This is a genomic window from Rhizobium sp. A37_96, from assembly GCF_053521765.1.
Genome location: NZ_JBNWDS010000001.1, coordinates 192,925 through 214,489, shown reverse-complemented (window position 1 = coordinate 214,489; position 21,565 = coordinate 192,925). Strand labels below are relative to the sequence as shown.

At 61.1% G+C, this 21,565-nt stretch carries 21 protein-coding genes and 1 pseudogene; 11 read left to right on the top strand and 11 right to left on the bottom strand.

What is annotated here, in order from left to right; genetic code table 11:
- Nucleotides 1-80: 80 nt before the first annotated feature.
- The 6 genes from ACQZ6J_RS01025 to ACQZ6J_RS01000 all read left to right on the top strand — a co-directional run bounded on the left by ACQZ6J_RS01025 (nucleotide 81) and on the right by ACQZ6J_RS01000 (nucleotide 6,108).
- On the top strand, nucleotides 81-554 hold the full coding sequence (locus ACQZ6J_RS01025; RefSeq protein ID WP_163987563.1) for a 3-hydroxyacyl-ACP dehydratase FabZ family protein: 474 nt from the start codon (nucleotides 81-83) through the stop codon (nucleotides 552-554).
- A gap of 43 nt (nucleotides 555-597) precedes the next feature.
- The gene (locus ACQZ6J_RS01020; RefSeq protein ID WP_163987562.1) at nucleotides 598-1,803 is read left to right on the top strand and encodes a beta-ketoacyl-ACP synthase; all 1,206 of its coding nucleotides are present in this window, start codon (nucleotides 598-600) and stop codon (nucleotides 1,801-1,803) included.
- Nucleotides 1,804-1,813: 10 nt separating this feature from the next.
- Entirely contained in the window at nucleotides 1,814-3,094 is a 1,281-nt protein-coding gene (locus ACQZ6J_RS01015; RefSeq protein ID WP_163987561.1) for a beta-ketoacyl-ACP synthase, read from the top strand.
- Between the two features lie 53 nt (nucleotides 3,095-3,147).
- Nucleotides 3,148-4,176, top strand: a complete 1,029-nt coding sequence (locus ACQZ6J_RS01010; RefSeq protein ID WP_163987560.1) for a zinc-binding dehydrogenase — start codon at nucleotides 3,148-3,150, stop codon at nucleotides 4,174-4,176.
- Nucleotides 4,177-4,181: 5 nt separating this feature from the next.
- Nucleotides 4,182-5,114 carry a lipid A biosynthesis lauroyl acyltransferase gene (locus ACQZ6J_RS01005; protein WP_449081297.1) on the top strand — a complete coding sequence of 311 codons (933 nt, stop codon included), beginning with the start codon at nucleotides 4,182-4,184 and terminating at the stop codon, nucleotides 5,112-5,114.
- 271 nt (nucleotides 5,115-5,385) lie between these two features.
- Nucleotides 5,386-6,108, top strand: coding sequence for a PAS domain-containing protein (locus ACQZ6J_RS01000; protein WP_449082726.1), 723 nt, complete (start codon nucleotides 5,386-5,388; stop codon nucleotides 6,106-6,108).
- Nucleotides 6,109-6,116: 8 nt separating this feature from the next.
- Here ACQZ6J_RS01000 and ACQZ6J_RS00995 read toward each other — a convergent pair whose 3' ends face one another.
- The 3 genes from ACQZ6J_RS00995 to znuA all read right to left on the bottom strand — a co-directional run bounded on the left by ACQZ6J_RS00995 (nucleotide 6,117) and on the right by znuA (nucleotide 8,558).
- A complete protein-coding gene (locus ACQZ6J_RS00995; RefSeq protein ID WP_449081295.1) occupies nucleotides 6,117-6,299 on the bottom strand; it encodes a hypothetical protein in 183 nt (60 codons plus the stop codon).
- Nucleotides 6,296-7,501, bottom strand: coding sequence for a GTP-binding protein (locus tag ACQZ6J_RS00990; protein ID WP_449081293.1), 1,206 nt, complete (start codon nucleotides 7,499-7,501; stop codon nucleotides 6,296-6,298). The genes ACQZ6J_RS00995 and ACQZ6J_RS00990 overlap by 4 nt, the downstream gene beginning before the upstream one ends.
- 91 nt (nucleotides 7,502-7,592) lie before the next feature.
- Complete coding sequence (gene znuA, locus ACQZ6J_RS00985; protein ID WP_449081291.1) at nucleotides 7,593-8,558, bottom strand: zinc ABC transporter substrate-binding protein ZnuA; 966 nt, start codon at nucleotides 8,556-8,558, stop codon at nucleotides 7,593-7,595.
- A gap of 100 nt (nucleotides 8,559-8,658) precedes the next feature.
- Here znuA and ACQZ6J_RS00980 point away from each other — a divergent pair, with 100 nt between their 5' ends.
- The 3 genes from ACQZ6J_RS00980 to ACQZ6J_RS00970 are packed head-to-tail and all read left to right on the top strand — an operon-like array spanning nucleotide 8,659 to nucleotide 10,761.
- On the top strand, nucleotides 8,659-9,546 hold the full coding sequence (locus tag ACQZ6J_RS00980) for an ATP-binding cassette domain-containing protein (RefSeq protein WP_449081289.1): 888 nt from the start codon (nucleotides 8,659-8,661) through the stop codon (nucleotides 9,544-9,546).
- Entirely contained in the window at nucleotides 9,539-10,366 is an 828-nt protein-coding gene (znuB, locus tag ACQZ6J_RS00975; protein ID WP_163987750.1) for a zinc ABC transporter permease subunit ZnuB, read from the top strand. Before ACQZ6J_RS00980 ends, znuB begins: the two co-directional genes overlap by 8 nt.
- Nucleotides 10,363-10,761 (top strand): Fur family transcriptional regulator, encoded by a 399-nt coding sequence (locus ACQZ6J_RS00970; RefSeq protein WP_075850764.1) that lies wholly within the window; start codon nucleotides 10,363-10,365, stop codon nucleotides 10,759-10,761. The genes znuB and ACQZ6J_RS00970 overlap by 4 nt, the downstream gene beginning before the upstream one ends.
- 51 nt (nucleotides 10,762-10,812) lie before the next feature.
- On the opposite strand, the gene ACQZ6J_RS00965 is transcribed toward ACQZ6J_RS00970, so the two are convergent.
- Together ACQZ6J_RS00965 and ACQZ6J_RS00960 are read right to left on the bottom strand one after the other, a co-directional pair.
- A complete protein-coding gene (locus tag ACQZ6J_RS00965; RefSeq protein WP_449081286.1) occupies nucleotides 10,813-11,343 on the bottom strand; it encodes a gamma carbonic anhydrase family protein in 531 nt (176 codons plus the stop codon).
- Between the two features lie 16 nt (nucleotides 11,344-11,359).
- Nucleotides 11,360-12,055 (bottom strand): fumarylacetoacetate hydrolase family protein, encoded by a 696-nt coding sequence (locus tag ACQZ6J_RS00960; protein ID WP_449081284.1) that lies wholly within the window; start codon nucleotides 12,053-12,055, stop codon nucleotides 11,360-11,362.
- A gap of 141 nt (nucleotides 12,056-12,196) precedes the next feature.
- Here ACQZ6J_RS00960 and dusA point away from each other — a divergent pair, with 141 nt between their 5' ends.
- Entirely contained in the window at nucleotides 12,197-13,210 is a 1,014-nt protein-coding gene (gene dusA / locus ACQZ6J_RS00955; protein ID WP_449081282.1) for a tRNA dihydrouridine(20/20a) synthase DusA, read from the top strand.
- Between the two features lie 276 nt (nucleotides 13,211-13,486).
- Here the strand turns inward: dusA and ACQZ6J_RS00950 are convergent, their stop codons facing one another.
- The 3 genes and pseudogenes from ACQZ6J_RS00950 to uvrB all read right to left on the bottom strand — a co-directional run bounded on the left by ACQZ6J_RS00950 (nucleotide 13,487) and on the right by uvrB (nucleotide 17,246).
- Nucleotides 13,487-13,699: a cold-shock protein gene (locus ACQZ6J_RS00950; protein WP_004109325.1), complete on the bottom strand. Its 213-nt coding sequence runs from the start codon at nucleotides 13,697-13,699 to the stop codon at nucleotides 13,487-13,489.
- A 540-nt stretch (nucleotides 13,700-14,239) separates the two neighbouring features.
- Nucleotides 14,240-14,389, bottom strand: a pseudogene (locus ACQZ6J_RS00945) (adenylate/guanylate cyclase domain-containing protein); the annotation flags it as partial.
- Between the two features lie 70 nt (nucleotides 14,390-14,459).
- Entirely contained in the window at nucleotides 14,460-17,246 is a 2,787-nt protein-coding gene (gene uvrB / locus ACQZ6J_RS00940) for an excinuclease ABC subunit UvrB (protein ID WP_449081280.1), read from the bottom strand.
- Nucleotides 17,247-17,531: 285 nt separating this feature from the next.
- Between uvrB and ACQZ6J_RS00935 the strand changes: the two genes are divergently transcribed.
- The gene (locus ACQZ6J_RS00935; RefSeq protein ID WP_449081278.1) at nucleotides 17,532-18,782 is read left to right on the top strand and encodes an MFS transporter; all 1,251 of its coding nucleotides are present in this window, start codon (nucleotides 17,532-17,534) and stop codon (nucleotides 18,780-18,782) included.
- 55 nt (nucleotides 18,783-18,837) lie between these two features.
- On the opposite strand, the gene ACQZ6J_RS00930 is transcribed toward ACQZ6J_RS00935, so the two are convergent.
- From ACQZ6J_RS00930 to ACQZ6J_RS00920, 3 genes are all read right to left on the bottom strand, one after another.
- Complete coding sequence (locus ACQZ6J_RS00930) at nucleotides 18,838-19,353, bottom strand: hypothetical protein (RefSeq protein WP_449081276.1); 516 nt, start codon at nucleotides 19,351-19,353, stop codon at nucleotides 18,838-18,840.
- Between the two features lie 99 nt (nucleotides 19,354-19,452).
- On the bottom strand, nucleotides 19,453-20,292 hold the full coding sequence (locus tag ACQZ6J_RS00925) for an RDD family protein (protein WP_449081274.1): 840 nt from the start codon (nucleotides 20,290-20,292) through the stop codon (nucleotides 19,453-19,455).
- 153 nt (nucleotides 20,293-20,445) lie between these two features.
- Nucleotides 20,446-21,495 carry an SEL1-like repeat protein gene (locus ACQZ6J_RS00920; RefSeq protein WP_449081272.1) on the bottom strand — a complete coding sequence of 350 codons (1,050 nt, stop codon included), beginning with the start codon at nucleotides 21,493-21,495 and terminating at the stop codon, nucleotides 20,446-20,448.
- Between the last annotated feature and the right edge of the window lie 70 nt (nucleotides 21,496-21,565).

The window sequence follows — 21,565 nt, the reverse complement described above, 5'->3', positions numbered from 1 at the left end:
TGGCGGCCGGGCTGTTTCATTCTTAAATAGCGTATCCCGCCCGGAGCATCCTGCGTTGCCGGGTTGGATCGGAGGCGTTGATGCTGCTGGAATATTTCCAGATGATCGACAAGGTCGAATCTGTCGATTTGTCAAAGGGCCTGTTGAAGGCGCATTCCGTCGTTCCGGCGAAAAGCCCGGTCTTCGAAGGCCATTTCCCCGGCATGCCGCTCGTTCCCGGTGTTCTTCTCATCGAAACGATGGCGCAAGCATCGGGCATGCTCGTCCTGGCTGCTACGAAATTCGCCTATATGCCGTTTCTGATGTCGGTCGACGGCGCCAAGATGCGGACCTTCGTCGAGCCGGAAGCGGAACTCGACATCGAGGCCGATCTTGAGCACGAGGGTTCGGGGTTTGCCGTGACCAAGGCACGCATCACCATAGCTGGAAAGAAGGTCTGCGATGCGCAGTTGAAGCTGCGCACCATGCCGTTTAATGAGGTGCCGCTCGGCGATATCGTGCGCAAGCGGGCAGGCGAGGTCGGGCTTCTCGACGCCATCGCCGCCAACGGTTGATGCCGCCGGCTTGTTCGGCGCCGCATTCGAAGAGGATTGATGAATGAGCAAGGCTCAGAATGATGTGGTGATCACGGGTATCGGCGTCGTTACTTGCCAGGGTGTCGGCAAGGATGCGCATCTGGCCCTGCTGACTGCGGACAAGGCGCCGCCGACCATCGTCGAAACCGAGAAATTCAAGCCCTATCCCGTACATCCGCTGCCTGACATCGACTGGTCGCAGCAGATTCCCAAGCGCGGCGATCAGCGGCAGATGGAAAACTGGCAGCGCATCGGCGTCTTCACCGCCGGCCTGGCGCTCGACGATGCCGGCTTCAAGGATGATCTGGATGCCTGCGGCACGATGGACATGATCGTCGCGGCCGGCGGCGGCGAGCGTGATACGAACGTCGATACGCTGATCGTCAACGAAGGCCTGAAGCGCAACGACCGCGAACTGCTGCTGAACGAGAAGCTGACGACCGAATTGCGGCCGACCCTGTTCCTGGCCCAGCTTTCGAATCTGCTCGCGGGTAATATCTCGATCGTCCACAAGGTCACGGGCTCGTCGCGCACCTTCATGGGGGAGGAAGCCTCCGGCATTTCCGCCGTCGAGACCGCCTTCCATCGCATCAAGTCGGGCGAATCGAGCCATGCCCTGGTCGGCGGCGCGTTTTCGGCCGAGCGTCTGGACATGATCTTGCTGATCGAGTCGATCAATGCACATGCGATCGGCGACTGGCATCCGGTCTGGTCGCGCAAGCCGGAAGACGGCGGCGGCATGATCATGGGCTCGCTGAGCGCCTTCCTGGTGCTTGAATCGCGCGCCCATGCCGAAGGCCGCGGCGCGCATATCTATGCGACGCTCGATGCGGTCGAGGGCGATCGCGGCCGTCGCGACGACGGCAAGTTCGAGGCACGGCTGGAGCGCATGCTCGCACCTGCCAAGCAGGAAACAGGTGAGGCGACCGTCGTCTTTTCCGGTACGACCGCAATCCCCGATCTGGCGCAGCGCGAAAAGGCGGTGCTCGAAGCGCAGCTTCCGGGCTCGGCCATCCGCGCCTATTCCGGCGTTTCCGGCCATGGGCTCGAAAGCCAGTTTCCGCTCGGGCTCGCCTTTGCAGCGCTGGCCGTCGCGAACCGGGCCAAGGTGCCTCCCTTCGACGCCGCGCATGAAAAGCCGATGGCGACGGGCGCACGCAAGGCGGTGGTAACCACTGTCGGCCATGCGCGCGGCGAAGGCATCGCCGTACTTTCCGCTGAAGCGTGAGGAACAGGATATGACCGCTTACAAGGATCATCTCGGACGTCCGATCGTCGCCGTTACCGGCATGGGGATCATCACGTCGCTGGGGCAGGGGCTGCAGGACAACTGGAACGCGCTTTCGTCCGGCACCTCGGGTATCCATAACATCACCCGTTTCCCGACGGACGGGCTTTCGACGCGTATCGCCGGCACGGTGGATTTCATCGATATCCCGGCGCCGAACGCAGTCGAGCGCTCCTATGCCTTCGCGCGGGAGACGACCATCGAGGCTTTGGCGCAGGCCGGCATCTCCGGCGATTTCGATGCGCCGCTTTTCCTGGCCGCACCGCCGATCGAGCCGGAATGGAGCGCCCGCTTCGCGCTTGCCGACCGTTCGCCGCCGGCGGATCATCAGGGCGACGCCTATGAGCGTTTCCTCGCGGCCATGCGCCAGCGTCCGGATCCCGCCTTTCATGAAGCTGCCCTCTTCGGCGCTATTTCCGAGCGTCTTGCTGACCGCTTCGGCACGCGCGGCCTGCCTGTGACGCTCTCGACTGCCTGTGCATCGGGCGTGACCGCGATCCAGCTCGGTATCGAGGCGATCCGCCAGGGACGCACGGCGCGGGCGCTGGTGGTTGCGACCGATGGTTCGCTGAGCGCCGAGGCGCTGATCCGCTTCTCGCTGCTGTCGGCCCTGTCGACCCAGAACGATCCGCCGACGAAGGCCTCCAAGCCGTTCAGCAAGGATCGCGACGGTTTCGTCATCGCCGAGGGAGCCGCGACGCTGGTGCTGGAATCACTGGAATCCGCGGTTGCCCGCGGCGCCAAGATCCTCGGCATCATGAAGGGTGCCGGCGACAAGGCCGATTCGTTCCATCGCACGCGCTCTTCGCCCGATGGCGGCCCGGCCATCGCGACGATCCGCGCGGCGCTTGCCGATGCCGGCATGGAAGAGAGCGATATCGGCTATATCAACGCTCACGGCACCTCGACGCCGGAGAACGACAAGATGGAATATGGCGCCATGTCAGCCGTCTTCGGCGAGCGGCTTCCCACCATCCCCGTTTCGTCGAACAAGTCTATGATCGGCCATACGCTGACGGCGGCAGGTGCTGTCGAGGCGGTGTTCTCGCTGCAGACGATGCTGACCGGAACGCTGCCGCCGACCATCAACTACAACAATCCCGATCCGTCGATCATCCTCGACGTCGTGCCGAACATGAAGCGTGAAAAGCAGGTGAACGCCGTTCTTTCGAACTCCTTTGGGTTCGGCGGCCAGAACGCCAGCCTTGTCATGGCGCTTGAACCGGCTTAATCGGACTTTCGAAGAACAAATAATAATGCGCCCGAGAGGCGAAGGACTTTGCCATGCGTGCTTTGCAACTGATCGACGACCGCAAACTTGAGATCACCGATCTGCCGGAGCCGGAAGCGCCGGGCGCAGGCGAGGTGACGCTGCGCGTCAAGGCCGTCGCCCTCAACCATATCGATGTCTGGGGCTGGCGCGGCATGGCTTTCGCCAAGCGCAAGATGCCGCTGGTCATCGGCGCGGAGGCCGCGGGCGTGGTCGAAGCGATTGGGCCGGGCGTCGCCAATGTATTGCCCGGCCAGCTGGTATCCATCTATGGCGCGCGCACCTGCGGCCTTTGCCGTCATTGTCGCGAGGGCCGAGACAATCTCTGTGAGAACGTCAGCGGCGTGCATGGTTTCCATCTCGACGGGTTTGCGCAGGAGAAGGTCAACCTCCCGGCGCGTCTGCTCGTTCCGGCCCCTCCCGGCGTCGATGCCATCGGCGCCGCATTGGCTCCCGTCACCTTCGGAACTGTCGAGCACATGCTGTTCGACAATGCCAAGCTGGAGCCGGGCGAGACGATTCTCGTCCATGCCGGCGGCTCGGGCATCGGCACGGCGGCCATCCAGCTTGCCAAGAAGATCGGCTGCACCGTCATCACCACGGTCGGCTCGGACGACAAGATCGAGAAGGCGAAGGCTCTTGGCGCCGATCACGTCATCAATTACCGCACCGACCGCTTCGAGGGCGTCGTGCGCAAGCTCACGAAGAAGAAGGGCGTCGACGTTGTTTTCGAACATGTCGGCAAGGATACCTGGGCTGGCTCGATGCTTTGCATGAAGCGCGGCGGCCGCCTCGTCACCTGCGGTTCGACCTCAGGCGTTTCCACCGAAATGAACCTGATGATGCTGTTCCAGCAGCAGCTGAAGCTGTTCGGCTCCTTCGGCTGCCGCATGGAGAACATGGCCAACGCCATGCAGAAGATGGCGCGCGGGCTGGTGCATCCGGTGATCGATACCGAAGTGAGCTTCGGCGATATCGACCGGGCGCTGGAGCGGATGGAATCGCGCCAGATCTTCGGCAAGATCATCCTGAAGATGGACTGAGCCGCGTGAAGCTGTTCATTACCCGGATCGTCCTTGCGCTCAGAAATTTCCGGCAGTGGCTGGTGGCGCAGGTCATATTCGGCTTCCTCAATTTCCTGAAGCTGTTTCCGGCCGATGGCGGAATCCGATTTGCCGACTGGCTGACCCACAAGATCGGTCCGCGTATGCGGCGGCACCAGCTGATGCTGACCAATTTGCGCAATGCCTTTCCGGAGAAGAGCGAGGCGGAGATCGAGGAGATCGCGCTCGCAAGCTGGGGCAACATGGGGCGGCTGGCGGCGGAATACGTCTTCCTCGACCGGCTGTTCGACTTCGATCCGCATAGCGACAAGCCCGGTCGCGTCGAAGTTTCCGGCATTCCGATCTTTCTCGATCTTCGGGACAATCCGCGGCCGTTCATCGTTTTTACGGGCCATACCGGTAATTTCGAGCTGCTGCCCGTTGCGGGGGCGGCGTTTGGCCTGACGGTGACGGTGCTCTTCCGCCCGCCGAACAACCCCTATGTGGCCAAGAAGGTTTTCGATTTCCGCGCAAAGCGCATGGGCAATCTCGTGCCCTCGCATGCCGGGTCGTCTTTCGCCCTTGCCAGGGAGCTGGAAGCTGGTCGCGGTGTCGGCGTGCTGGTCGATCAGAAATTCCGCAAGGGCCTGAAGACCCTGTTTTTCGGGCGAGACGTAAAGACCAATCCGCTCCTGCCGAAGCTCGTGCGCCAGTTCAATTGCGAAGTCTATCCGGCCCGCTGCATTCGCCTGCCCGGCAACCGCTACAGGTTGGAAATCGAGCCAAAGCTGGAAATGCCGCGCAACGAAGCCGGCGGCCTCGATCTGGCTGCAACGGCGCAGATGCTGAACGACAAGGTCGAGAGCTGGGTGAGGGAGCATCCCGAACAATGGCTCTGGTATCACGATCGCTGGAATATCAAGAAGACCGTCTTCTAGGATGTTGCGGCGAGGCGCGCGCCTCCAGGCCCTGTGTACATTTCGATCCGGTCTTTATGCAGTCATTGCCTTCGGTAAGCTTTGCATTTCAGAAAGTTCTCGTTTCCCGAGAACTTCCGTTCATCCGGATTGAAAGTGCGGGTAAGTCATGATAATTCACAATGTAGAAAGTTTGGTGAGATTGCGGACACCAAACTGAATATCCTTGGGCATGGCAACGCCGGGAATCGAGGCCCTGCGTCCTGACGTGGTCAAGGACAGGAGGGCAATTTTGCTGGCACTCTTTCATGCCTTCTCCATGAAATGCAGTCAGATTCAGCGTGCGATAAAACTTGGCGACGACGAGCTTGTAGCGTCACTTGATCGCGAATTGGGGCCTCTTATTGCGGCTATCCTGGCATATAAGGCCACGAGTCTGCTTGAGATATACATGCAGCTCCAGTTCATGAACAACCTCATACGGGAAGAAGCAGACGATCGTTCGCGAGTCTTGCGCAATTCTGGATCGCTTTCGGTGCTGATCGATCGCTACTTCGGTGGAGCGAGCGAAGCGGCCGGCGAAGTTTTGAGGACGTTTTCGAGCGAGAAAGTCGATCGTGAGACGGTGTTCGGTTTGGAGGAGGGTGTCGTTCTGAACGACGCCATTCTGGATAACCTGCCGGATCGCGTGGCCGTGATTACGCGCGATTATCGTTATCTCTATAGCAACGCGGCCAATTCGGAATTTCTGAAATCGAAGCCGATGGAGCTTCTGGGGCGTCATATCTCGGAATTCGTGGGTTCCGAATCTTTCGAAGGCAGCGTGAAGGCAAAGCTGGATGCGTGCTTTGCCGGAGAAAAGGTGGAATGCCTTTATCCATCCTATCGTCAGGTTGAACCCGACAACGTATTTCACTGCTCCATGACGCCATTGCGCGCCAAGACGGAAGTGATCGGCGCGTTGCTGGTCATGCATGAGATCATCGCCGTCCCCGCGGGCATGTTGGTGGCCTGAACTCGCGCTCAGGCCCCGAACAACAGCTTTCCGATCGCATCCGGTATCAGGCGAGGATTTACCTCGTCTGATCCTTTGTTGTCCTGATTCTGTTCGGCGGCGTCGGATCGCGATGCGTCGTCCGCCCGTTCGTCGTCGCTGTCGCATTCGAAGCAATGACAACGGAATCTGATCACGTTCTGCTTCGTCATGCCGTCGGCCTGTTCCAGCTCGCAAAGGGATCCGGCAGGTCCCGCCAGCGTTCCGGCGTGAAACGATCCGTCTTGACCAGGCACGCGTCCAGCTCCTCCGTGATCCGAGCCTCGCTCATCGGATCGGCGCCGATGAACACCAACTCCTGACGGCGGTCGCCCCAGACCGGGTCGAGATAGGGCGCCAGAGCTTGTTTGAAACCCGGATCGCGCGGCCATTGTTCCTGCGGCACCGCCGCCCACCAGAGGCCCATCTTGTTTGTCCTCACCAAAGCACCCGCCTGGCTCATTTCGCCGACATGATATGGTCGGGTCGCGAGCCAGAAGAACCCCTTGGCTCGGACGACGCCGGGCCATGAGCGGTTGAGAAAATCCTGGAATTTAAGGGGATCGAACGGTTTCTTCGCGCGATAGACGAAGGAGCGGATGCCATATTCCTCGGTTTCCGGAACATGATCCTTGAAGCCGTGCAACTCCTTGTACCAAAGCGGATGGGTTTCGGCGCGGTCGATGTCGAATCGGCCGGTGCCGAGAACCTCACCTGGTTTCACCGCACCGAAATCGGCTTCTATCAGTCGGGCATCCGGATTGAGGCCGACAATGATCTTGCGCGCGGCGTCACGTTGCCCGGGCGTTGCCGAACCGACCTTGTTGAGAATGACGACATCGGCGAATTCGATCTGTTCGACCAGCAGGTCGACGATCGTCCTGTTGTCGCCGTCGCCGGCGGTTTCGCCGCGATCGGCAAGGAAATCCGTCGAGCCATAATCGGCCAGAAGGTTGGCCGCATCGACGACGGTCACCATGGTATCGAGCTTTGCGACATCGGAAAGGCTGCTGCCGTCCTCATCGCGGAATTCGAATGTGGTTGCGACGGGCAGGGGTTCGGCGATGCCGGTGGATTCGATCAGCAGGTAATCGAACCGGCCCTGCTCGGCGAGCTGGCGGACCTCTTTCAGCAAGTCGTCGCGCAACGTGCAACAGATGCAGCCGTTTGTCATCTCGACGAGCTGTTCCTCCGTTCGGGAGAGGTTGGCGCCGCCGTCGCGCACCAGCGCGGCGTCGATGTTCACCTCGCTCATGTCGTTGACGATCACCGCAACGCGCAAACCCTGGCGATTGTTGAGGATATGGTTGAGCAGAGTCGTCTTGCCGGCACCGAGAAAGCCGGAGAGGACGGTAACCGGGAGCTTCTTGTTCATGGCAACCTCATTGTAATGTAATATCATTACGTTTGCTGTGGAGAAAAAAGCGAGCAATGGGCTCGCTTCGTTCGGAGATATCAAGCCTGTCTTAGGAGAGGCAGGCTTTCAGGGAATTGGCGATGCCGCGCATCAGGTCGAAATAGAGATCCGGTCCCTGCGGCAGGGTTGCCGCTTCGGGATCGAGCACGCCTGACTTTGCGGATGTGCCTTCCAGCACCACGTTGACCAGCCTCGGTTCGAATTGCGGCTCGGCGAAGACGCAGGTGGCGCCGAGATCGGCGACCTTGCTGTGAATCTCCGCGACGCGCTGCGCGCCGGGAATGCTCTCCGGGCTGACGGTGATGGAGCCGGAGACGCGCACGCCGTAGCGGTGCTCGAAATACTGATAGGCATCGTGGAAGACGATGAAAGGCTTATCCTTCACCGGGGCGAGCGTCGAAGCGATTTCGGTATCGAGTGCGTCGAGCTTGTCGTTCAGCGTCTTCTGGTTCGTTTCATAGGTCAAGGCGTTAGCGGGATCCGCCGCAACCAAGGACGTGGTGATTTCGGCGACCATGGCTTTGGCATTGTGAGGATCGAGCCAGAGGTGAGTGTCGAACTCGCCGTGGTCATGATCGTGGCCGTCGGCATGTTCTTCGCCGGCTTCGTGCTCGTCGCCGTCGTCATGCGGTTCGAAGGCGCCGCCTTCCCTGAATTTGAGTTTGGCAATGCCGGGCGCGTCATCGAGTTCGACGATGGTCGCATTCGAGCCGAGCGAGGAGAGAGGCTTCTGCAGGAAGGCCTCCATGCCCGGGCCGACCCAGAAAACCACCTGCGCCTGCTGCAGGCTGCGGGCATTCGAGGGCTTGAACGCATAGGTGTGCGGCGATGCCGCGCCGTCGACGATCAGATCCGGCGTGCCGACCCCTTGCATGACCGCGGCGACCAGCGAATGGATCGGCTTGATGGAGACGACGACGCGCGGGGCATCGGCGGCAGTTGCGGTCGTGCTGATCAGCAGGCCCGAAAAGAGAAGGGAGGCGGCGACAGGAAGGAAGCTTTTTGCTGCGTACATGCGATAAATGCCCTTGAATGGGTCTGTTATGTTATTACATCAATTGCGTTATGCTATAACGTGTGCGATAGCATGGCGCAATAGTGCAATTGGAAATTTCATGCTTCCCTCCATCGACAGCAAGAGCCGGCCGCTCGTGTCGCTCCATGACGTCGGCGTCCGTCGCGGCGGCCGCTGGCTGGTGCGCGGCGTGGATTTTTCAGTGAGCCGAGGCGAGATCGTTACCCTGATCGGCCCGAACGGTTCCGGCAAATCCACCAGCGCGAAGGCGGCCATCGGCGTGCTGAAGCCGGACGAGGGGCGCGTCGATCGCGTTGCCGGCCTGAAGGTCGGTTATGTGCCGCAGAAGCTTGCCGTCGATTGGACGTTGCCGCTCAGCGTGCAGCGATTGATGACCCTCACCGGCCCCTTGCCGGAGCGTGAGTTGATTGCCGCGCTGGAGGCCGTCGGCATCGCCCATCTCGCCAAGGCCGAGGTGCAGCATCTTTCCGGCGGCGAATTCCAGCGAGCGTTGCTTGCGCGCGCCATTGCCCGCAAGCCCGACCTGCTGGTGCTCGACGAACCGGTTCAAGGCGTGGATTTCAGCGGCGAGATCGCTCTCTACGACCTCATCAAGTCGATCCGCAATTCCGAGGGTTGCGGCATCCTGTTGATTTCGCACGATCTGCATGTCGTCATGGCGGCGACGGATACCGTGGTTTGCCTCAACGGCCACGTCTGCTGCCGCGGCACGCCGCAAGCCGTCAGCCAGAGCCCCGAATATGTCCGGCTGTTCGGCACGCGCGCAGCGCAGTCGCTGGCGATCTACAGCCATCACCACGATCATACGCATCTGCCCGACGGGCGCGTGCAGCATAGCGACGGCTCGATCACCGACCATTGCCATGCCGACGATGGCCATCACCATCATGAGCATGACGACCATCACCACGATCATGATGGCCATCATCACGGCCACGACCATGCCCAGGGTGAGCGCCATGTTTGACGATTTCTTCCTGCGCGCCATTCTTGCCGGCGTCGGACTGGCGCTGACGACCGGGCCGCTCGGTTGCTTCATCATCTGGCGGCGCATGGCCTATTTCGGCGATACGATCTCGCATTCGGCGCTGCTCGGCGTGGCTCTGTCGCTGCTTTTCCAGCTCAACCTTACGCTCTCCGTCTTCGCGGTCGCCGCGCTCGTGTCGATCCTGCTCCTGTTCCTGCAGCGGCGGCAGGCGCTGTCGGCGGACGCGCTGCTCGGCATTCTCTCGCACGCAACACTGGCGATCGGCCTGGTGATCGTCGCCTTCATGAGCTGGGTGCGAATCGACCTTATCGCCTTCCTGTTCGGCGATATCCTGGCCGTCAGCCCGTCCGATATCGCGGTGATCTGGGGCGGCGGCATTTTCGTGCTGGCGGGAATTGCCTGGCTCTGGCGGCCGCTGCTGGCCTCGACGGTCAATCCCGAGCTTGCGGAGGCCGAGGGATTGCGGCCGGAGCGCGCAAGGCTGCTGTTCATGCTGCTGATGGCCGTGGTGATTGCGATCGCCATGAAGATCGTCGGCATCCTCCTTATTACCGCGCTTCTCATCATTCCCGCCGCTACGGCACGCCGCTTTGCCGCGACGCCGGAGACGATGGCGATTTTCGCCTCGCTGCTCGGCGCCATCGCCGTTGTCGGCGGGCTTTTCGGATCGTTGCGCTATGATACGCCGTCCGGGCCTTCCATCGTCGTCGCGGCGCTCGTTCTGTTTATCATCAGTCTGCTGCCCCTCGTTCGCAGGAGCGGCACGCCAGCGGCGCAACAGAGAGGACAGTCATCATGACCACTCCGATGCTCACCAAGAACCAGTCCCTCGTTTTCGACGTCCTGACCAAGGCGGAAGCGCCGCTCAGCGCCTACACCATTCTCGACAAGCTGCGCGATCAGGGTTTTCGCGCGCCACTGCAGGTCTATCGCGCACTGGACAAGCTTCTGGAGTACGGCGTGGTGCACCGGCTCGAGAGCATCAACTCCTTCGTGGCCTGCGCGCATCCGCATGAGGATTGCCATAGCCATGGCCTCGTCGCTTTCGCCATATGCGAAAGCTGCGGACAGGTGATCGAGTTTCACGACCACGAGGTGGACCATCGGCTGATGGATTGGCTGAAATCGCAGAAGTTCAAGGCGGAGAAGTCGACCATCGAAATTCGCGGACATTGTGCCAACTGCGCGGCGTAAGTTCGCGGCGAATATCTTTCGCCAGGTTCGTCAGCTGTTTATCGATGTATGCTAATCTAATCTTTTAAGATCGCGGGCGAAGCGTTGCCAGTTGGCGACATAGTGGCGGGCCGAACGGCGAAGGCCCTCGATCGCGGCTTCGTCCAGCGTGCGGATCGCTTTTGCCGGTGCGCCGACGATCAGTGAACCATCCGGAAATTCCTTGCCTTCGGTCACCAGCGCATTGGCGCCGACGAGGCAGTTGTTGCCGATCCTCGCACCGTTTAGAATGGTGGCGCCCATGCCGATCAGCGAGTTGTTGCCGATGGTGCAGCCATGGATGATGGCGTGGTGCCCGATGGTGCAGCCTTCGCCGATCGTGACGGGGAAGGCGGGATCGGTATGCACCATCGTTCCTTCCTGGATGTTCGTCGCCTTGCCGATGGCGATCAGCTCGTTGTCGCCACGCAGCACTGAGCCGAACCAGATACCGACATCCTCGCCGATTTCGACCTTGCCGATCACGCTTGCGTCCGGTGCGATCCAGTACCGGTCCGGACCGGGCGTTTTTGGCGTCAGGCCGGCAAGGGCGTAAAGCGGCATGGTCGATCCTCCTCGATCAGACGACGTTCAGTACCAGGGTCGCGACGCCATCGACGGCGCAGCTGATGCGGTCGCCGCGCGCAACGGGACCGACGCCGGCGGGCGTGCCGGTCATGATGATGTCGCCCGGTGCGAGCGTGAAGAGCTTGGAGAGTTCGGCGATGATTTCCGGCACCTTCCAGATCATCTGCGAGAGATCGCCTCTTTGCGCCGCTTCGCCGTTGCGCATCAGCCAGATACCGCCCTTGTCGGGGTGGCCTGCCTGGGTCGCCGGCACCAGCGCGGAAACCGGGGCGGAATGATCGAAGGCCTTGCCGATTTCCCAGGGGCGGCCAAGTTTCTTGGCCTCGCCCTGCAGATCGCGGCGGGTGAAATCGATGCCGACGCCGTAGCCATAGACGCAATCCAGCGCCTGCTCCACCGGTATGTTCACGCCGCCGCTGCGCAGCGCCACCACGAGCTCTACTTCATGATGCACGTCCGAGGACAGCGACGGATAGGGGAAATCGCTCGCTACAAGCAGATTGTCCGGATTCTTCTGGAAGAAGAACGGCGGCTCGCGGCTGGGGTCATGCCCCATCTCGATGGCATGGTCGGCATAGTTGCGGCCGACGCAATAGACGCGGCGCACCGGGAAAAGCTCGGTTTCACCCTCGATCGGCAGAAGAACCGGGGCGGGTGCTGGAATGACTGTGGTGAGCGGGGCGTTCATATAGGCTTTCGAAACTTTCATCTTTTTCGGACGGGCGCATCGCCCTCCGACTCCATTCGGCAAACTAGCATCATTGTTGCTGCCGCGAAAACTGGCCTTTTTGAGGGATTTGGTGTAGAGCGCGGATCAGAAAGGTTTCCTATGTATAGTGACGCGCTGAAAAATGGCCGCAAGATCTTTGCGGTGGCCCCGATGATCGACTGGACGGATCGCCATTGCAGATACTTGCACCGGCAGATCAGCCGGCATGCCTTGCTCTATACCGAAATGGTGGTGGCCGATGCGATCATTCATGGGCCGCGCGACCGGCTGCTGGGCCATGACGCGGCGGAGCATCCCGTCGCCTTGCAGCTCGGCGGCTCCGATCCTGTCAAGCTTGCGGAAGCGTTGCGGATTGCCGAGGCTTATCATTATGACGAGATCAATCTCAATGTCGGCTGCCCGTCCGATCGCGTGCAGTCCGGCACTTTCGGCGCCTGCCTGATGTTGACGCCGGAGACGGTTGCATCCTGTATCGCTGCGATGAAAGCGGTCTCGAAAGCGCCCGTGACGGTGAAATGCCGCATCGGCGTCGACGATCAGGAGCCGGAAGAGGCACTGCCCGAATTGATTACGCGCGTGCTCGACGCTGGCGCGGATGCGATCTGGATCCATGCCCGCAAGGCTTGGCTGAAGGGCCTGTCGCCGAAGGAAAACCGCGAGATCCCGCCGCTGGACTACGATATCGTTTACCGCATGAAACAGCGCTGGCCGGATGTCTTCATCGGTATCAATGGCGGCATCCAGACGCTGGATCAGGTCGAGGCACATTTTGCCCATGTCGATGGCGTCATGCTCGGCCGTGCCGCCTATCAGAATGCCGCGACCCTTGCCGATGTCGATCATCGCTTTTATGGCGAACCGGCGGTCGAGGCCGACTGGAATGGGCTGCGCGACCGGATGATGGCCTATGTCGAGCACCATATCGCCAATGGCGGTCGCCTGCAGCATGTCGCGCGCCACATGGTCGGTCTTTTCACCGGCCTGCCGGGCTCGCGCCGCTATCGCCAGATCCTTTCCACCGATGCCAACAAAGCGGGAGCGGGGCCGGAGGTGATTGCGGCGGCGTTCGCTGCGGTGGATTTTGCCGGCGAGCGCGAACGGGTGAGCGCTTGAGACGCTCCCAATCTGCCCTTATGGTTCGGGGCCCTTCGGGCGACCTCGTCATGAGAGCTAATTATCCGCGATCGGCCATAACCGCCGCAGATTAATTTTGGGCGATCCAGCGAAGCTCACTCCACCCTCATCCTGAGGCGCGGAAGACCTGAGCCTTGCGAAGGGCTGCGGCCTCGAAGCGCGAGGGTGGCCCCAACGACATAAGTGCTGAAAACGCAAAAACGGCGCGGTTTGCACCGCGCCGTCAGAAACCTTGTTCAGGCAGTCACTCGAGGCTTAGTTAGCCTGGATGTTGACGGCCTTCGGGCCCTTGCCCATGCGATCCGGCTCGGTATCGAACGTGACCTGCTGGCCTTCGCGCAGCGACTGGATGCCAGAAGCCTGAAGAGCGGAGATATGGACGAAAACGTCCTTTGCGCCGCCATCAGGAGTGATGAAACCAAAACCCTTGTCCTGGTTGAAGAATTTTACGGTGCCCTTGGTGGCCATGGGGGATAGTCCTTTACCCATCAGTCTTAGTTTATCCGGGAACCCCGGACGGCTTTGCCTCCGCGCCATGCGAAAGCCAGTCGAGAAGTCACGTACGGGGAAAGAACGTCTGCGCGGGTCTCTGAAACCCAACCACTGCCTGCCGCCAGCGGATCATCAAATCAGTCCAGTCACCGGCATGCAAATGCCCGAGCATGCATATGGGTGACAGGGTTTTGAGAAAAAGGCAAGGGGTGTTTTAGTTGGCGGGTGGAATATGATATAAATCAATGGGTTGTTGGCTTTGAACTTCGAATAGCCGACGAATCTATTATTTCGGAACCATATAATAAGCTTGCTTCCTATTCTTGCGGCACGGATCAAAGTGCCTCCCTGGACGATACTTACCATTGCGCCCTTTGCAAAAGTCATCAGCTTGCGGGACACATATTTCATATGACGAGCTCCGCCTTGGCCAAGGCAAAACCTCTTTCAAACCATTCTCCATGCAAATGTATCGCCGGGATTATGATGCGCGTTGAAGGGCGGGCCGCCTGCGGATTAGCTCTCCGCCAAGGGGACAGTGCAAGGTTCGGCAATCCCGCGCCGCTGACAATCTCCCAAAGACAGCATTGGCGTTGTCGTTTCCATCGCGACGGAACCGGAAATGAGGATATTGCGGCCGAGTGGTTTGCACAGACCCTCCGAGCGATGCTAGCAGGCGTCGCCTCGCATAAAATCGGCAACTCTGGTTTGCGAACACCTGCCAGGCGCTGTCGCTTCAGCGCCCGGGTCGGCCCGTCTTGCCCTTGGTGCGTCCCTTGCGCTGCTTTTCGTCCACCGGATCCTCATAGGAGTCGACACCCGGCCTTGCCCGCGTGATCGGCCTGTCCGGCACATTGCCCATCACCGGCTTTTCGGTGCGGCCGACGGTCATCTCGTCCAGTGTGTTCTTGCGGAAGAGCGGCGTGCTGGCGTCGCTGCCCGGACCCATTTCGTCCAGGTTCGGCTTGGCGAAATAGGAACCGGAGGCTTCCGGCGCGGGAGGAGCGCGCTTGCCCGCCGCGCCGCCGCGGCTCTCGAGGCTTTTCGCTTCCTCGCGGGCCATCGGATCGTCCATGACGGCCAGTTCCGCCGCCTTGAGGCGCTTAATCTCGTCGCGCAGCCGGGCGGCCTTTTCGAAATCGAGGTCGGCGGCGGCATCGCGCATCGCCTTTTCCAAAGCGTTGAGGTGGGCCTGCAGATTGTTGCCGACAAGGTGGCCGCCATCGGCAAAGCCCTTGCCGGAGACGCCGCCGATATCGGCGCGAACGTGATCCTTCTCGTAGACGCTGTCGAGAATGTCGGAAATCTTCGCCTTCACCGATTCCGGCGTGATGCCATGTTCAAGGTTGTAAGCCATCTGCTTTTCGCGGCGGCGGCTGGTTTCATCCATCGCCCGCTGCATCGAGCCGGTGATGTTGTCGGCATAGAGAATGACCTTGCCGTCGACGTTACGCGCGGCGCGACCGATGGTCTGGATGAGCGAGGTCTCCGAGCGCAGGAAGCCTTCCTTGTCGGCGTCGAGAATGGCGACGAAACCGCATTCCGGAATGTCGAGACCCTCGCGCAGCAGGTTGATGCCGACCAGCACGTCGAAAGCGCCGAGGCGAAGATCGCGGATGATCTCGATGCGCTCCAGTGTGTCGATGTCGGAGTGCATGTAGCGCACGCGCACGCCCTGTTCGTGCAGATACTCCGTCAGGTCCTCGGCCATGCGCTTGGTGAGCACGGTGCAGAGGGTTCGATAGCCCTTGGCGGCGGTCTCGCGGATTTCGCCGAGCACGTCGTCGACCTGGGTGCGGGCGGAACGAACCTCGACCGGCGGGTCGATGAGGCCGGTCGGGCGGATGACCTGTTCGGCAAAGACGCCGCCGGACTGTTCCATTTCCCAGCCGCCCGGCGTTGCCGAAACCGCGATCGTGTCCGGGCGCATGGCGTCCCATTCCTCGAAGCGCAATGGTCTGTTGTCCATGCAGGACGGCAGGCGGAAGCCGTATTCGGCCAGCGTCGCCTTGCGCCGGAAGTCGCCGCGATACATGCCGCCGATCTGGCTGACGGAGACGTGACTTTCGTCGATGAAGAGCAGGGCGTTGTCGGGAATATATTCGAACAAGGTCGGCGGCGGCTCGCCGGGATTGCGGCCGGTGAGGTAGCGCGAATAGTTCTCGATGCCGGCGCAGGAGCCGGTCGCCTCGAGCATTTCGACGTCATAGCGTGTGCGCTGTTCCAGCCGTTGCGCTTCAAGCAGGCGGCCTGCCTTTTCCAGCTCGGCGAGGCGGATCTTCAGCTCTTCCTTGATCGCCTTGATGGCGCCATTCAGCGTCGGGCGCGGTGTGACATAGTGGGAATTGGCGTAGATCTTCACCGATTTCAGATCGCCGGTCTTCTGGCCGGTGAGCGGATCGAACTCGGTGATGGCGTCGATCTCGTCACCGAACATGGAGATGCGCCAGGCGGCATCCTCCAAGTGGGCCGGGAAGATCTCGATCGTGTCGCCGCGCACGCGGAAGGAGCCGCGGATGAAATCCATGTCGCGGCGCTTGTATTGCTGCGCCACGAGGTCGGCCAGAAGCTGGCGCTGGTCCAGCCGGTCGCCGACATTCATCTGGAAGGTCATGGCCGTATAGGTCTCGACCGAACCGATACCGTAGATGCAGGAGACCGAGGCGACGATGATGCAATCGTCGCGTTCCAGCAGCGAGCGCGTCGCCGAGTGGCGCATGCGGTCGATCTGTTCGTTGATCGAGCTTTCCTTCTCGATGAAGGTATCCGAGCGCGGCACATAGGCTTCCGGCTGGTAGTAGTCGTAGTAGGAGACGAAATACTCGACCGCGTTGTCTGGGAAGAAGTTCTTGAATTCCGAATAGAGCTGGGCGGCCAAAGTCTTGTTCGGCGCCAGGATGACGGCCGGGCGCTGCGTCGCCTCGATCACCTTGGCCATGGTGAACGTCTTGCCCGAGCCGGTAACGCCGAGCAGGACCTGGCTGCGGTCGCCGTTGTCCAGGCCCTCGACGAGATCGCGGATGGCGGTCGGCTGGTCGCCGGCCGGCTCGTAGTCCGAGACCATGCGGATGGGGATGCCGCCTTCGGATTTGTTCGGGCGGGCAGGGCGGTGCGGCGTCCAGAGCTTGCCGTCCTTGAAGAGCGGATTGCCGCTTTCGATCAGCTTCGACAGCGCTTCCACGGTCGCCGTCACGGCCGTACCGGCGTTGGCGGCGTTTTCCAGCGACGTATCCATGCCGGCCACCGGATTGAGGCCGGCGGCGGCGCGCGTCTTCGGATCGGTCGATCCGCCCATCGAAGTGCCGCGCGCCGATTTGGAGGCGGCGATTTCCACCTTCTTGCGGTGCTTGCCGGCTTTCGAGGCAATTTCGCGCTGGGTCTCGATGCCGGACATCTCCGCATCGGCTTCGAGCTGCTTTACCCAGTCGGAGACGCTGCCGCTGAGCGGCGTACCTTCAAACGGCGCCTGCGGCGCCTCTTCGAAACCGGTCGGGGCGGGGGATTTCTTCGGTGATCTGGCCATGGGGCGAATATGGCGACAGATCGCCCGGATGTGAAGGGGGAAAGAGTACAAAAGGGAAACGAAAGGGTGGATTTTTCCATTCGCCGGAGATGTCAAATATGTTACAACCCAAGGGCGGCCGATGCGTTATCGCTGACCTGAAAGTCCGCATAGCGCGATCCTCGCAGGCGCCGAAGGAGGAGCCGGCCGCAACGTCGATATGCCCGGCCCGATGCCGGGTTCCCCCAGCTTCGACGGCATCCGGTATCGCCCGCCTCGCCGCCGCCATCCGGTCGGAGGATCATGATGACCGCATTGGATAGCTTACGTTCCCTGTCCCCCCAGCAACGCAACACCGTCATCGCGGCCTATCTCGGCTGGACGCTGGATGCTTTCGATTTCTTCATTCTGGTTTTCGTTCTCAAGCACATAGCCGAAGAGTTTCACACGGACGTCCCGGCGGTCGCCGTGGCGATCTTCCTGACCCTTGCCATGCGGCCCGTCGGCGCCTTGATCTTCGGGCTCGCGGCGGATCGCTTCGGACGGCGCACGACCCTGATGGTCGATGTGCTGCTCTATTCCATCTTCGAGTTCCTGACCGGCTTTTCGACCGGCCTGACGATGTTCCTCGTGCTGCGCGCGCTGTTCGGCGTCGCCATGGGCGGCGAATGGGGCGTGGGGGCGTCGCTTGTCATGGAAACCATACCCGAGGACTCGCGCGGCCTCGTGTCGGGGATCCTGCAGGCGGGTTATCCCTCCGGCTATCTGATCGCCTCGATCGTCTTCTTCCTGCTGTTTCCGGTCATCGGCTGGCGCGGCATGTTCATCGTCGGCGCGGTGCCGGCGCTGCTGGTGCTCTACATCAGGCGTAACGTGGAGGAGTCTCCCGCCTTCCTGCAGCGGCAATCGAAACCGCAACGGCCTTTCCTAACCGTATTGCGCGAGAATATTCCGCTGTTCATATGGGCGGTGCTGCTGATGACGGCGTTCAACTTCTTCAGTCACGGCACCCAGGACCTCTATCCGACATTTCTGGAAACCCAGCGGCAGTATAATTCCTATACGGTCGGCGCCATCGCCATCGTCTACAATATCGGCGCGATCGTCGGCGGCCTGGCTTTTGGCGCTTTGTCGCAGCGTTGGGGCAGGCGGCGGACCATCGTCATCGCATCCCTTCTTGCGATTCCCGTCGCTCCGCTTTGGGTCTACGGGCAGGGACCGGTAATGCTCGCGATCGGCGCCTTTCTAATGCAGCTCTTCGTGCAGGGCGCCTGGGGCATCGTGCCCGTGCATCTCAACGAACTGTCGCCGGATGAGGTGCGTGGCACCTTTCCCGGGTTTGCCTATCAACTCGGCAATCTGCTGGCGTCCGGCAATGCGTCGATCCAGGCCGGGCTGGCGAAGCAGTGGAACGGCGACTATGCGCTCGCGCTATTGATCGTCGCCTGCATCGTGGCCGTCGTGGTGGCGCTGTTCGCCGGCTTCGGCTTCGAGAAGAAGGGCGTCCGGTTCGGCAGCAAGGATACCGAGCGAACCGATAGCGCCATGCGCGTATGAGCCGCTTTGCTATCTGAATTGGGAGGGGCCGGTGTTCTGCGCCGGCCCTTTCCCATTATTTGCCGCAGATCTCCGAGATCTTGGCCTGGGCGAAGCCGCGGGCGATGTCCTGCAATCCGCCGACGGAAGATATCAGCTCGCCGATGGGGCCGTTGATCCCGAGCTGCATGTCGGTGATGTGGCATGCGCCGACATCGACCGTCATGGAAGCGTCCAGCTGGCCTTTGATCGTCGTCTTCAGCACGCCATGGGACTTGCAGGCTATTTCGGCATGGGCGTTGATCTGCACGCCGCCGCCAGCAGCATCACAGACATCCAGCGATTTCACCTCGAACTTGTCCTTGTGATCGACACCCGGCAGTTTCTTGCACGGATCGGCCTCGTTCACCGATTTCTCGATCTGTGGGCCGAACTTGCTCTGCAGCAGCGACCAGCACGAGCCGGGCGTCGCTTGCGCCGGCTCCGCCGCCATCGGAAGCGGAGAGAACGGCAACACAATCGCTGAGGCGAGCAAAGCCATGCGAAGAGGCGGCAGGAACGAGAAGGAGGATATGGGATATTTCAGGTTCACGGCGATCTATCCTTGCAAGAGAAGAAGCAGCAAATCAGGCCCGGCGCGGTATAGTCTTCCATCTCTTCACTTGCCAAGGCAATCCCCATCATTTGACGGTTATGGCTTAACGACCAAGGTGTCGCAGAGGCGGTCGTAAAAGGTCTGGCCACGCCATACGATCAACGGGAATATCCACCAGACGAGCGTGAATACGAACAGGAGCGGCGCCAAGGCGCCGGTCAGGGCGAGGAAGCCGCTGGCGGACAGAAGGCTGGCGTCACGCGCTTGCTGGATCAAGTCCTCGAGCGGAGGCATGGACGGCCGCAAGAAAAGCAGGCTGGCCAGATTGAAGACGCCCAGCAGCGTCAACGGCAGGAGTTTGAGTATTTCGCGCTTGACGGCAAGTCCGAGAGGCAGGGTGTCGTTTTCGACGGTTATTACGCGTAGCGAGGTCAATCTCTTGCCCGGCGTCCGCCTGCCGTTTGCCGTGAAGAGAGCAAAAGCAAGCGGCAGGAGCAGCAGCACGATACTGGAGGTCGGTCTGACGGTTGCATTGAGATCGATGGCATCGCCGCTGCCGTTGACGGGCACGGAGAGGGCGCGTGTCGAGGTTGTGGATCCCTGTTGCGAAGTGACTTCCGAAACGAGGACGGTGTATCCCTTGCTGCCCAGCCAGGATATGCGGCACAGCTGATTGGTTCTCGTTTCGCCCGGCTGCAACGGCCATTCGGCCTCTATCTTGTCAACGAGCGCTCCCGACGAGGTGGTTATCTCGCAATGCCGCTTCTGCAGAGACGGCAGGGTCAGGTCCCACGGCGTTACCGCCGATATGGCCAGAAACAGCAATGTAAAGGCGATCTGGAAAATAACGATGTCGATCAGATAGGCACCCAGCCGCCGCCATAAACGGCGGGGCGGCAAGGTGGCCATTTGATGATCGGAAGCAGCAAAACTCATGAATTCCCCCCGGTTCAACGCGTGCCGCGATGCCCACATGTCGCTGCACGCACTTCAAGTTTTGCATGGACTAGCACGCTTTGCCGTGATTCGCCGGGAGGGGTGGCGGGTGATCGACGAGGCCGAACGATGCGGGTAGGGCACCCGTTCAATTTATATCGGGATGCTCTGTGCGCCGGATGAATCATCCGGTTCTTCATCGCCACCGCCGTCATAGCCCAGGCGCTTTGCCTTGCGGAACCATTCCTCGGCCTTGATGGGGTCTGCCGAGACGCCGTCGCCGTCGCGATACATCATGGCGAGATTGTAGGCGGCGTCGGCATAGCGATGCTCCGCTGCCCGCTTGAACCAGTAGATCGCCTGGGGACCGTTCTTGGCGATGCCTTCGCCGTCGCGGAACATGACACCGAGATTGTACTCGGCTTCGACGTCGTTCTGCGCGGCGGCTTTGAGGAACCAGGCGATCGCCTGGGCATCGTCCTGCTTGATGCCATCGCCATCGGCATACATGGCGCCTAGATTGAACTGGGAGCTGGCATCACCCTGGTCGGCCGCCTTGCGGAACCAGGAGAGGGCGGTAGCGCCATCCTTGGCGACACCTTCGCCATCGCGGTACATGATGCCGAGATTGAACTGCGCCTCGACCTTGCCCTGCGCTGCGGCCTTGCCATACCACAGGACGGCCTTGTTCTTGTCCTTCTCGATGCCGTCGCCCTGGTCGTACATGGTGCCGACGTTGAACTGTGCGTCCGCGTCGCCCTGTTCGGCGGCCTTGCTGTACCAGGCAAAGGCCTGCGGCTTGTCCTGGGCCACGCCTTCGCCCGTGTCGTAGACGACGCCGAGATTGTATTGCGCGTTGAGATACCCCTGCGCAGCCGCCTTCCTGTACCACAGAATGGCCTGGCTCTTGTCGATGGCGATGCCCTGGCCCTGGTCGTACATGGTGCCGACATTGAACTGGGCTTCGGCATTGCCCTGATCGGCCGCCTTCCTGTACCAATCGAGGGCCCGGCTCAGGTTCTTTTCGACCCCGTCGCCTTCCTCGTACATCTGCCCGAGCTTTATCTGCGCTGCGACGTTGCCTTTGTTCGCCAAGGGGCGCCAGTAATCCGGGCCGGTCTTGAAGTCTCCGCGATCATAGTCGTTGCGGCCGACATCGGCGTGCGCGGCACCCATGGATGCCAGCGCGAAGAGCAAAGCCACGGCCCCCTTCTTCCAATTCACAGTCTACCCCTCAGTCGAAAATCCGTTTAGTCGAGCTGGCGAACGCTTT